Source organism: Streptomyces sp. NBC_01241 (assembly GCF_041435435.1).
Taxonomy (GTDB): domain Bacteria; phylum Actinomycetota; class Actinomycetes; order Streptomycetales; family Streptomycetaceae; genus Streptomyces.
Genome location: NZ_CP108494.1, coordinates 8,138,533 through 8,150,495, shown reverse-complemented (window position 1 = coordinate 8,150,495; position 11,963 = coordinate 8,138,533). Strand labels below are relative to the sequence as shown.

Here is an 11,963-nt window from a genome sequence, read left to right as displayed (position 1 = left end):
GAACATCCAAGGGGAGATGGTTCGCATGCCTCGTGGAGGAGCCAATCGCATGCCGTCGTCGGCCAGACGGCGGTACTTCGAGCTGCGGCGCAAGGGCCTGAAGGGGGCAGCGGCCGCCCGCCAAGTGGGCGTATCGGTGAGCTGCGGGTCCAACTGGTTCATCGATGCTGGAAGCATGATCATTCCTGACCCTCCCATCTCGCCACGCTTCCTGACCCAGGACGACCGGATCGCCATCGCCGACGGTCTGCGCGCCGGGCGGAGCCCGGTCGTCATCGCCGCCGAGATCGGCAAGAGCGTTTCGACGGTCTACCGGGAGATTGGACGCGGCCGGAAGGAGAACGGGGAGTACGAACCCTGGTGGGCACACAACCAGGCGCTCCTGCGTCGCCAACGCCCCAAAGAAGAGAAACTCCGCGACCACGGACCCCTGAAGTTCCACCCTGGAGCTGGACAGCCTGATACTGGGACGACAGGTTCCGGAGGAAGCAGATCCAGGTAGTGAGCAAGAAGAGCAATACGAGCAAGCGGTACACGGCCGAGTTCAAGCGGGACGCGGTCGGGCTGGTCCGCTCCTCCGGGCGGACGGTGACGGAGGTGGCCCGTGAGCTCGGGGTGAGCTCCGAAGGGCTGCGGGGCTGGGTGAAGCAGGCCGCGATCGACCGGGGCGAGGGGCCGGCCGGGGTGTTGACCACCGCGGAGCGTGAGGAACTGGTCCGGCTGCGACGCAAGGTCCGCGAGCAGGAACAGACGATCGAGGTGCTGGGAAAAGCGACCGCCTTCTTCGCGCGGCAGAAGACGAAGTAGCCGCGCGCTACCGGTTCATCGACGCGGAGAAGGCATCCGAGGACAATCCCGGCGGCTACGGCGTGAGTCTGCTGTGCCGGGCGTTGAAGGTGGCGCGATCGGCGTATTACGTCTGGCTTGCCGCGCGGCCCGCCGCCGAGGTGCGCCAGGCGGCCGAGGACGAGCTCGCCGGGGAGATCCGGCAGATCCACGCCGATTCCCGTGGGGCTTACGGGGCCCCGCGGGTGACCGCGAAACTGCGACGCGGGGGCAGGCGGATCAATCGGAAGAAGGTCGAGCGGATCATGCGCGAGCGCGACATCCGCGGGATCACCCGCCGCAAGCGCCGCAGCCTGACCAAGGCCGACACCAAGGCGGCCCCGTCGCCGGACCTGGTCGGGAGGGACTTCACCGCCGCCGAGCCCGGCACGAAACTGGTCTCGGACATCACATATCTGCCCACACTCGCCGGCTGGTGGTATCTGGCGACGGTCATCGATCTGGCGACCCGCGAGGTGATCGGGTACGCGATGGCCGACCACCATCGCGCCGAACTTGTTGTCGGCGCCCTGAAGATGGCCGCCGGCCGCGGCGCCCTGAGGGAGGACTGCATCGCACACTCGGATCGCGGATCGGAGTACACGTCGAGTGAATACCGCAAGCTGATACGGGAGTTGAAGCTGAGCCAGAGCATGGGACGAACCGGGTCATGTTACGATAACGCCGCGGCTGAAAGCTTTTTCGGTTTGCTGAAAGCGGAGATCGGGACCACCGTCTGGGAGTCCCACGAGGCTGCTCGCGCGGACGTCTTCCGCTTTATCGAGGTCGAATACAACCGAACCCGTCTGCGCAAGCATCCGGTCTACGGCTACGTCACCCCGATCGAGACCAGGGCCCTGGCGGCCCAAGATCTCACCCACGCAGCGTAAACATTCGCTGTCCATGATCGTGGGGGAACTTCACGACGGGAGTATCCGGACAGTTGCGCTATCCGATGGGAGCTGTCTCGACGTCAACATCGTCGTGAACGCAGCAGGCCCCAGCGCCTCCCACATCGCCGGGCTCATCGCACGGCACTTGCCGATGCGCCGGGAACCCGGCGTCGTCACCCGGATCGGCTGTGCTCAGGTCCCGGTTCACCGGGCCATGCACGCGCCTCACATCGAGATCCGTCCTGACGGAGACGCTTCGGTGGTCCTCCACAGCCGCGAGATCGACGCACTCATCGACACAGGCGAAGATCCAGCGCAACTCGCACGGCGGCTCCACGAATCGGCGCGGCACGTCGTTCCCGAGCTCGGCAACTCCCGCGTCGCACAGACACGGGTAGCCGACCGGCCCATCCCAGCCGACGGATTCCCCTCGGTGGGAGCGGTGCCGTCCGTGCCGGGTTACTACGAGGCCGTTTCCCACAGCGGCATCACGCTCGGGCCGGTCATCGGCCGGCTTCTTGCTTCGGAGATCCTCAGCGGGAAGAGAGATGAGATGCTTGCGGACTTCCGCCCGGAGCGGTTCCCCCCGTGACAGCCCGGGCAAGCGCCACCAGTACCGCGACCAGGCGGGTGCCTCTCCGTGCGCCCGAAACAGGCTCGTAAAGCCGCGCCGCCGCGTCACGCGAGCCGGAAAGACCGGACGGTCCTCCACCTCTGCCGCTACACCCCGCGCACGAGTTACGCGCGTCTCGCGGTTGAGTGCCACACCAAGAGACGTGTTGCAAGCGGCACCAGCCGCAGAATGTCAGTGCCATCGCCCCACATCACCATGAAGCCGGAACCGCGCCCGTCCCTTTACACCGGATTCCGGACACCACCGCCGGCCATAGAGGCAGCCCGACTGGTTGAACCACGTCGCTATGACAAGGCCCACAGCCAGCCGTCCTTCCTGTCCGTACGGCCCCGTCGCCCGGGATGGAGCAGTATTCGCGCACCTGAGTGACATCGAAACTCACCGACATTCACAGTCACACTGGCCCTCGGGTGACGTCCGAACTCATCGACAAACGAAATTCGTTGAGGGCTACACAGCCATCTGACGCTCTGGAAGCCGACGTCGGCCTCCGCCCAGCCGCAGAGTGCTACAGCGCCATCCTCGGAGGTCACGCTGAAGACCTTGAGTCAGCCCTCGCCAGCACCCCTGCTACGTCGCGTACGGATGGGCAACACATCACCCCAGCTCAGAGCCGACCTGGTCACATTCATGGTCGGTAAAACCGACGACCTCGGCCGCTATCTGCTTCATCTGAGGGATCAGCGCGAGGGCATCTGGGAGCCAGGAGTGTTCGCCCTCCTGGGCGGCGGCCGCGAGACGGGCGACCCCTGCCTGGAGGCGACGTTGCGGCGGGAGCTCGCCGAGGAAGCCCCCGGCCTGAAAGTCCCGCATCTGACGCCGTATGCCATGGAAGAGGCGACGAGCGTGGACGGGCTCGCCGTTCCGATCCAGGTCTACGCGGGCCGCTGGAACGGTGATCCCGACACAGTGGACCTGCAAGAAGGCGTGCTGCTCAGATGGTTCACCCCCGACATGCTGGACCGGCTGCGCCTGAGTCCGGGCCTCGGTGACCTTGTCCGCCGTCACGCGACCGAGCACCCTGCGGCCAAAGGCCCGCCGGACACCATCCATCTGTCACGCGACGAGGCGCCGGCGGGGACAGAGCTCCACATCGTCGGCGTCCACCTCTACCTCCAGGACGAGCACGACCGGATCCTCCTCGGCTTGCGTCACCCCAACTCGAAGTACGCTCCGAACGAGTGGCATTTCCTGGCCGTTCATTAGGCAAGTCGCTTGTCGGAATCAAGACTGTCGGATTGCACACGGACCGGCGCCAGCATTGGTGCAGCCGCCAACCGAGCCCACGCGAAGCTGCTCACTTTCGCGATACGGGCGTCAGCTATTCTGCGATCCGCTTCGGGCATCCGAAGCGGAGGCCGCGCCACTACGCAGACGCTGCACCCGTACTGCGGTCGAGTTGCGGCGTAGCGCAAGCTGTCCTCTGCAGACGCGTCGGATTCACGGCGGCCGTAGGCTGCCATACGAATGGGGTGGGGATTGTCCAGTCATCGACTGTCCAAAAAAGGCCGCTACATCGCCTGGGCGACGACGGGTGTCGTCGTCGCTGCGGGCGCCGGAATCGCAGCACAGACGTCCATGGCGGCCACCGTTTGGCCTGCGCAGAAGACCTACACCGGTCGAGCGTTCGATACGTGCACTGCGCCCTCGCTCGCAGCGATGAAAGCGTGGAACACGAAGTTTTACGGCGCCGCCGCTGTCTACATCGGCGGCAAGAACCGTGGCTGTGCCCAGCCCAACCTGACCAAGTCCTGGGTGAAGTCGGTCAACTCCACCGGCTGGAAGCTCATACCGCTCTACGTCGGCGCGCAGCCGCCCTGCCAGAAGAGCGCAAACCCGGAAAGATTCACCGCTTCCACGGCAGCCTCCCTCGGTGCGAGTAACGCGAAGGACGCGGTGGCCAAGGCATCAGCCCTCGGGATGAAAGCCGGCAGCCCGATCTACCTGAACATGGAGTCGTACGACATCACCGACAAGGCGTGCAACGACGCCACCCTCACCTACGTGCGCTCCTTCACCAAAACGCTGCGGAACTCAACCTACCGTGGCGGCCTCTACGGCTTCAGCAGCTCCAGTGCCAAGGCCATCGCCACCGCCCCGAACAAGACGGACCTGCCAGGCAACCTCTGGTACGCGCTGTGGGACAAAAAGAACACGACCACCACCGACTGGCCGTGGAACCCCGCTCAGTACACCAACCACAGCCGCGGCCACCAGTACATGGTAAATAGCAAGGAAACGCGGGGCGGTTACACCATCACAGTCGACCGCAACGCCTGGGACGCCCCTGTCGCCATCATCGGCTGAGAAGCTCCAACCAAGCAAGACCCCGGCTGGTCGGGAAAGGCCAGCCGGGGCAGCACAGAGGCATGGGTGCCCGAAGGTAGTCGTCCCTTGAGGGCAGGCGCCAAGCGACTTCAACCGAATGACCTTCCCCGAGGCGGCAGTCCCTGGTATCGATGCCTGCGGGCCGCCCTTAGGATCGCGGCCATGACAAGTATTCGTCGGGCAGTACTGAAGGGATTCAGGGGCGTCGATCGCGCTCTTGGCGGCCAGCAGCATCCCACACGGTTGCAGCGGTGGGGTGCCCGGCACCCCCTTCTCGTGGCTTTGTGTGCGGGCCTACCCTTCACCCTTTTTTGTATGGCCTTGAGCCAAACCGACGAGTTCCTTGGCGATCTCTTGCTGCCCCCGAGCGCAGGGCTCGTCATGGGCTCGATCTTCGGCTTGACTGCTCTGTCGGAACGGCGCCGCCAGAACCGCCTCCGCAGCGTCGGCAGTCAGCGAGGTTAACGCCCTCAGCTTCCTTCCTGCCGGTCCCTACGCCCAGGAAGACCGGCGCCCTGGCTTCGCCTCACCGCAGACAAACATTCGCATCCCGCACACGGAACGCGGAAGGCGCTACCGGCCAGACTTACGGCCGGTAGCGCCTGCAACGGGTTAGCTGCACCCGGCTTCCCCGTGCTCAGGGCTGTCGCTATCGAGCGGGAACGGTCCTCGTTTCCACAGTTCCGTTCGGTTGCTCGCTAACAGGACAGCCCTGTCGCTGAGGCGGGTGTGCTGTTCAGTCGTTTGATGTCCTTTCGACCACCCAGCCGACTCCGAGGATGATCGTCGAGCAGAAGAAGAGCCGCTCGCCGTCCATGTGCCCGTAGAGCAGGGATGCGGTGATCCCTAGGGCGAAGACGAGTCCCCCGGTCCAGAACATCGCTCGTGAGGTTTGCTTTGCTTTGTTTGTCATAGTTCCTCCCGGTCCGGGGCTGGCCGTTCATGTTGTGGGGCCAGCCCCGGGGGCGTGTTTCGGATTCTTCAGGTGCGCGTCACCAGCGCCATGACCGGGATCTCCTGTGATTGTAGAAGCGCTTGGCGTGGCGACCGCCGCGTGGGGCCCAGCGGACTGCTGCCCGGCCGGCACCGTAGCGGGCGCCTGCGCTGAGTCCCCAGCCAAGTGAGGCTACTCCTCCGCCGTACAGGGCTGCGCGGCCCACGGATCCCCAGGAGGCTCTCCGGTTGCCCAACTTCTTCGCAGCTCCAGCGGCCAGCATTCCGGCGGCTACGGCGCAGGCAGTGCCGGCGAGTCCCATGGATATCAGGCCGCAGCCGATTCCGGCGGCTCCTGCGGCCAGGCCCACCCGGTGCCGTTTGACCCATCGGCCGACGCCACTGCGCTTGAACCGCTTCCACTTCTTCTTGAACCAGCCCCACTTGCCGTCGAGGTCGTAGCGGTTGAGCGGGTCGGCGTGGACGTAGTCGTAGGCGTTGGCGTTGCCGCCGTAGACCGGGTCCATGGAAAGGAAGCGGCCGGTGGTGGGGTTGTAGAGGCGCACGCCCATGAGGGTGAGGCCGGTGAGGGTTTCGGCAGAGCGCTGCTTGGCGCCGAGCCAGTTGTAGCGGGTGACTGCCTGGCCAGGGCGGGCGTTGCCGTACTCGTCCGAGTCCAGCGCGACGGGGGCCTTGCTGGTGTCCAGCGGGAGCTGGAGGGCGACGTCGCCGTGGATGGTGGTGAGCTGGAGGACGGTGTCGCCGGTCTTGCTGGTCGTCGCGGCGAGGTCTCCGGAAGCGGAGTCGACGTTCCGGGTCAGTGCGCCGGTGGCGGTGTCCTCGGTGATCCAGCGGGGGTTGTCGCCGTCACTGTCGTAGTGGTTGAGCTTGGACTGTGTCTGGGTCCAGGTGGTGCCGCTGCCGGTCTCGACCTTCCAGGAGCGGAAGCGCAGGTTGGCGTCGAGCTGCCAGGTCTGGCGCTTGCCGCCCGATGTCTGCTGGTAGGCGAGGTCGTTGGCGTAGTAGCCGATGGTGCTGGCGGGCAGGGCGGTGGTGCGGCCGAAGGCGTCGTAGGTGTAGCCCGTGTCGACGAGCCGGTCGGCGCTGTCGTAGGTGTGGTTGGTGGTGGTGCCGCCGGTGGTGGCGCAGTCGAGGCCGGGTGCGGCTGTCGTCGTGGTGAGCGACTTGCGGTTGGTGCGTGTGTCGAAGGCGTACGCCCGGCGGGTGCATACCGTCTCGGAGGTGTCCTCGACGGTGGTGAGCCGTCCGACGTTGTCGTAGCGGTAGGTCTGGTCGGACCAGCCCGCGTGGTTGGTGACCTGGCTGTGGATCGATTCGGTCACGGTGTCGGAGTAGACGATCGCACCGTCGCTGTCGCGGGTGTAGGTGCGGTCGGCAGCCGATCCGGTGGTGTCCTCGGTCTGCTTGAGCGTGTATCCGCCCGGCAGCTTCTCGCTGCTGACGGAGCCGTCGGCGTCGTAGGCGGCGGAGAAGGTGCCTGCGATGGAGTCGGTGGTCTTGGTGACCAGGCCGCGCGGCTCGGCGGTGTGGTCGTAGGTGTAGGTGACGGTGGAGGGTGAGGTGTCGGTGACCTTGACGGGGCGGTCGAGCAGGTCGTACTCAGTGGTGGTTTTGCCGCCGTCTGCGTCTGTGTAGGAGGTCTGGCGGCCGAGCTTGTCGTACGCCGTGGTGATCGTCCCGCCGGTCGGTGAGACCTTCTTCACGGCCTGGCCGGTGGCCGGGTCGTACTCGGTGGTGGATTCCGGGACTGCTTGTCCGGTGCCGCCGGTGACGGCGACCTTGGTGGGACGGCCGGCACCGTCGAACGTCGTCGTGGTGGTGCGGGTGATGCCGTTGGCGGTGTCGGTGACCTTGGCTGCCTTGCCCCACCAGTCGTACTCGGTGGTGGTGGTCGGCAGTGCGGCCGGGTTGGAGCCGCCGCCGGTGATCGCGCCGGCTGCGCTGGTGGAGCATTGCAGGTCCGCCCACTCCGGGCGTCCGGCGCAGGTGCCACTGCCGGTCGCGGACCAGTAGGTGGTCACCCGGGTCGCGGCGTCGGTGCCGGTGGCTCCTGGCAGGAGCTGTTTGATGACCCGGCCCTGGGTGTCGTATTCAGTGGTCTCGGTGATCGCGAGGCCGCCCGGGTCCTTGATCGTCTTGGTCGGCAGGCCCTTGGCCCAGTCGTAGACCGTCTGCGTCACCCGGGTCTCGCCCTGGATGCTCGAGTGCTCCCGCACCTGAGCACCTGTGGTGACCTTGGTGACCTGGTCCTTGACCTTGGCTGTTCCGTCGGTCGGACGTCCGGCGTCGTATTCATTTACCGTCCAGGTACGGGCGGTCACGGATGTCCCGGATGGGACCAGGGTGGTGGTGCCGGACTTGAGGTCGGCGGTGAGGTCGATCCGTCGCAGCGGGCCGAACTCCTCCGTCTCGCGGGTTCCGGTCTCGTCGTAGACGGATCGGGTGGACAGCAGGTCGGCTCGCTCGGCGCCGGTGATCTGGCCGATGCCGAGTTCTGCCTGGGCTGCCTTGTCATCCGTTGTGAGGCCGAGCGCGACAGCGCGGTTGGCGGCCGAGAGTTCACGGATCGTGTTGCCGAACCGGTCGTATTCGGTGCTGGAGATGTGCCCGCCGGGAGTGACGGAGTTGACTTCGCGGCCGGAGACGCCCAGGTACTGGACGCTGGCGCGCTTGTAGTCGGCTGCGGTGAGCGCGCTGCCTGAGTTGGAGGATGGCACGGAGTCGGCGGGGAAGACTGCGGTCGCGTCGGTCGGCGCGTCCAGCTGTCCCCATGCCTTCACATCCGCGGCGCCCATCTTGTAGGGGGCGGCGCTGCCGGTCAGCGGAACGTCGTAGACGACGCTTGTGGCGGCGGTCCCTGCTTCGGTGCTGGTCGTGCCCTGCTGAAGGCCGGGCCGAGTGGCCTTGAGGAGCATGCCCTCTCCAGCTGTGGCGGCGTTACCGGCCTTGCCGTAGGTGAAGGTCCAGGGCAGCTCGCCGGGCGTGGTCTGCTGGATGACCCGGCCGGCCGTGTCGTAGGCGTATTCCGTCTTCAGCGACGGGGTGATCTGTGGGTCCCAGGTCTGGCGCAGACGCCCGGTGCCGTCGTACAGGTACATCTGTACGGACTTGGACGTCGCCGCTGCCGCTCCGGGTGCGGTGGACCACAGGCGGACTTCCTTCACCTGGCCGCTGACGTCACCGAATGCGGCGTCCGTGGCGGTGGTGGAGGTGGCGTAGACGTACTCCATGACGCGGCAGCCCTTGGTCGCCGAGTCGGTGGTGCAGGCGGCGGCGGTAGCGGCCGAGGTCGGCGCGATGACCCGCTTGGGGCGGGCCAGCTTTTTGCCGTCCACGGTGACCGTTTCGGAGATCACGGTGGTGGTGGAGTTCGCGAGACCGTCCAGCAGGGTGCTGGAAACCTGCCAGGTCGTCGCTGCCGCATCGGCCTTGGCGAACTGGGTTACCGTGCCCTCGGTGTCGGTGAGTGTGAAGCTGCCGCTCACGCTGCCCTTGAGCGTCAGATCCTCGGAGCCGGGCTCAGATATCCAGCCGGTCTTGCCGGCGTTGGCGGTGAAGTGGGTTTCCTCGCCTTCGGAGTCGACGACGGCCACAGCGGTGTCGGAGGTCCGGCGAATGTGCGAGTAGTCGGAATCCGTGAGCTCGCCACCGGTTCCGGCCACCCATTCCTTACCGAAGATCGGCGCCTGGCCCTCCTGCTTGATCGCCTTGTCCGGTGTGCGCGAGGTGGCCGTGCGTGACACCGACAGACCGAATGCGGAGGCGTCGGAGGCGGACAGGGTGTAGTCGCCGGTCAACAGGTTCACCGAACCCGGCCCCGCCTCGCTGCCGGCGGCGCCGTCGGCGTTGCGGTCCACGATCACGGTCAAGGGCTCGGTGCTGCCTGAAGCAGAGCTGGGCCCGGTGAAGTCGGCCTTGATCTGCACGCTGCCGTCCGGGTCGACTGTGCTGGTGGCATTCCATACGAGCGGAGCGTTCTTGCCGCCCGTCATGGGGACCGGCCACGCGGACAGCGCTGTACCGCTGGAGGTCACGTCACCTGCCGGGATCTTCACCCAGGGGTCGGCCTCCGAACGGCGCCAGGAGAATGACACCTTGTCGTACTTGGCGGCCTCGGCCTCGGCGACCAGGGGCAGACGGCGCGCGGTGCGCTCGCCTTCACCGGGCTGGATGAATCCCCCGGGTCCGGCATGGAAGGTGTACTCGATCGGCTCGGACTTGTTGTCCGCCTTGTCCACGGTCCGCACCTGGAGGGTATGGGTGCCGTCCTTGGGCGGGGTGATCGAGATGGCCTTGGCACCCGAGGTGCCGCCGGTAGCGAACTTGGTCCAGGTCACACCGTCCAGGGACCACTCGAACCAGTTGTGATCGGCTGTAGGCGGGGTGACGGTAAAGGTTCCGGCCTGCCCGGCGCCCTTGACCCACGCGGCCGGCGGATAGTCCGTCGAGGAGATGCCGGTGGGCGCGGACGGGGGCGTGGTGTCGACGGTGAAGGTCTTCCACTCCGACCAGCCCAGGTTGTAGTGGGTGCCGTCGTAGGGGCTGCTGCGGAACTTGTACGTCTTGCCGCCGGTCAGCACGCCGGCCGGTACTACCACCGGAGCGGGCTGTCCGGATGGTACGAACGCCGAGCGCAGGACGTCGCCGACCTGGGTGTTGGTGGCGGAGTCGAAGATCTGGTACGCGCCCTGGATCTTGTCACCGTTGGGGTCGACGAAGGTGTCCCGCAGGGTGGGGCGCATCGTGTTGACGACGTAGGCGCCGCCATAGGAGAAGTACGGCGGGCCGGCTTCCTGCTTGGTGCCGGTGCGGGGCCGGTAGTTGTAGGTGACGACCAGTTTGGGGGGGTTGGTGGCGGCGTTGGCTGAGTTCATCCGCTTCCACTGCGCAACGACACTCTCGTCGGCCGCGCGCAGGCCCATACCGGAGGTGGCGTTCTTCGCCGAGGCCCATTCCTGGACCAAGGTGGTGACGTCGGCGTTGATCCAGTTGGCCGGGTGGGACGGGCACCCTGGGCCGCCCTTGGTCTCCACCGAGGTCGCCTTCGTCTGCATCCAGGCGGGCTGCGCGGTCCACCGGGATGCGGTGGTCGCCTTGCCGGCCGACCACACCTCCCATGGCTGGGCGACGCAGTCGGCCCTGCCGGAGTGGAAGTTCCACAGGCTCAGCTTCGCGCTGGTCACCAGGGCGTCGGAGATCGGCGCGGTGTTCCACGTGATGAATGACCGGGCGGTACGCGGGGTGCCGTCGGCGTTCTTGGTGCCGGGGTTGCCCAGGTCGAGCTCGGTGTCGGTGGACCAGTCGCGGGTCTCGCCCTGCTGGACGTAGGTGTCGAAGACGTTGGAGAGGGCCGAGGTGGAGGGGTCCACCGTGACCGGGTACTTCGTGGCCGGGTCGGCGAGGAACTCCGCATCCGGGGTGATCACCAAGTCGACGCTGGAGCCCTTGGTCACCACTTTCATGGCGACCGGAACCCGACGGGTGCGTTCGCCGGAACGCTCGTCGACGGTGGAGTCCCACATCACCGGCGCAGGCATGAGTGCCTGCTTCTTGTTCTTCTTGTCCGTGAACAGGACGCTGCCGTCGACCTGCTGCGTGGCCTTCAGGCCCTTGGCCTTCAGAGGCAGGGTGTACGTGTAGCCGTCGGTAGCAGGCTTCTGCTTGATCTCGACGAACTGCTCGAATCCGGTACGGGTGGCCTCGACCACCACGTCGGCGCCAGGTAAGGCATTGACGTACTCAGCCCGGGTGCCCTCCAGCTTCGGCGCGGGCAGGCCGCCCTTCCACTGCAGCGCGATCTGCTGCTCGCCCTCACCGAGCGTCACCAGGTCGGTAGCGGTGGATGCCTGCGCCGCCTTGAGCGACTTGGCCGGAGTGCCGGTCTTGCCCGCGAGCTTCAGTCCGCGGGGGTGGGCCGTAGGCTCGACCGAGCCGTCAGAGCCCTGCACGAGTTCTAGATCAACATCCCGCCACCCGCCAGTGGTTTCGTCTTCGAACCGGACCGGGCCGGCGGTGAGCTCGGTAGTGAGCGAACCGTCCTTGTTGGCCCAGGTCGTGGACGTCTCGGTCCGCTCCGAGAGCGCCTCCACACGCTTACCGGACAGCCGCGCGGCAACCCGCGCAGATGGGATATCCGCTGCTTGCGTGGCCGCCGACTTCTTCGGCGCCGCAGGTGCCTTGGACGCCGCGGCATCCGCAGGACTCGCACCGTCGACCAGCGTGACCGACAGGGCCAGCGTGAGCGTGCCCGCTATGAAACGCAGACTCCTGCTGGACCATGGCCGACCGCGCCCTGATCTCGCGGGTATATGAACCGTCATCATCCCTCG

At 66.7% G+C, this 11,963-nt stretch carries 7 protein-coding genes and 1 pseudogene; 6 read left to right on the top strand and 2 right to left on the bottom strand.

Features of this window, described 5'->3' with window-relative positions:
- Positions 1-25: 25 nt before the first annotated feature.
- From OG306_RS36985 to OG306_RS36960, 6 genes and pseudogenes are all read left to right on the top strand, one after another.
- Positions 26-418 (top strand): annotated as a pseudogene (locus OG306_RS36985) (helix-turn-helix domain-containing protein); the annotation flags it as partial.
- An 83-nt stretch (positions 419-501) separates the two neighbouring features.
- On the top strand, positions 502-807 hold the full coding sequence (locus OG306_RS36980; RefSeq protein ID WP_266744336.1) for a transposase: 306 nt from the start codon (positions 502-504) through the stop codon (positions 805-807).
- A gap of 17 nt (positions 808-824) precedes the next feature.
- On the top strand, positions 825-1,715 hold the full coding sequence (locus OG306_RS36975; RefSeq protein WP_266752043.1) for an IS3 family transposase: 891 nt from the start codon (positions 825-827) through the stop codon (positions 1,713-1,715).
- A 13-nt stretch (positions 1,716-1,728) separates the two neighbouring features.
- Positions 1,729-2,310, top strand: a complete 582-nt coding sequence (locus OG306_RS36970) for an NAD(P)/FAD-dependent oxidoreductase (RefSeq protein WP_266750850.1) — start codon at positions 1,729-1,731, stop codon at positions 2,308-2,310.
- 672 nt (positions 2,311-2,982) lie between these two features.
- Positions 2,983-3,558 carry an NUDIX domain-containing protein gene (locus tag OG306_RS36965; protein WP_371666118.1) on the top strand — a complete coding sequence of 192 codons (576 nt, stop codon included), beginning with the start codon at positions 2,983-2,985 and terminating at the stop codon, positions 3,556-3,558.
- A gap of 273 nt (positions 3,559-3,831) precedes the next feature.
- Positions 3,832-4,659 carry a glycoside hydrolase domain-containing protein gene (locus OG306_RS36960; RefSeq protein ID WP_266750847.1) on the top strand — a complete coding sequence of 276 codons (828 nt, stop codon included), beginning with the start codon at positions 3,832-3,834 and terminating at the stop codon, positions 4,657-4,659.
- Positions 4,660-5,416: 757 nt separating this feature from the next.
- On the opposite strand, the gene OG306_RS36955 is transcribed toward OG306_RS36960, so the two are convergent.
- Positions 5,417-5,593 (bottom strand): hypothetical protein, encoded by a 177-nt coding sequence (locus OG306_RS36955; protein ID WP_266750845.1) that lies wholly within the window; start codon positions 5,591-5,593, stop codon positions 5,417-5,419.
- 79 nt (positions 5,594-5,672) lie between these two features.
- Positions 5,673-11,864: a DNRLRE domain-containing protein gene (locus tag OG306_RS36950; protein ID WP_266752619.1), complete on the bottom strand. Its 6,192-nt coding sequence runs from the start codon at positions 11,862-11,864 to the stop codon at positions 5,673-5,675.
- Between the last annotated feature and the right edge of the window lie 99 nt (positions 11,865-11,963).

Bases quoted from the DNA above. Each gene is read 5' to 3' on its own strand.
- OG306_RS36965 (WP_371666118.1), top strand. From the start codon at position 2,983: ATGGTCGGTAAAACCGACGACCTCGGCCGCTATCTGCTTCATCTGAGG.
- OG306_RS36970 (WP_266750850.1), top strand. From the start codon at position 1,729: ATGATCGTGGGGGAACTTCACGACGGGAGTATCCGGACAGTTGCGCTA.
- OG306_RS36955 (WP_266750845.1), bottom strand. From the start codon at position 5,593: ATGACAAACAAAGCAAAGCAAACCTCACGAGCGATGTTCTGGACCGGG.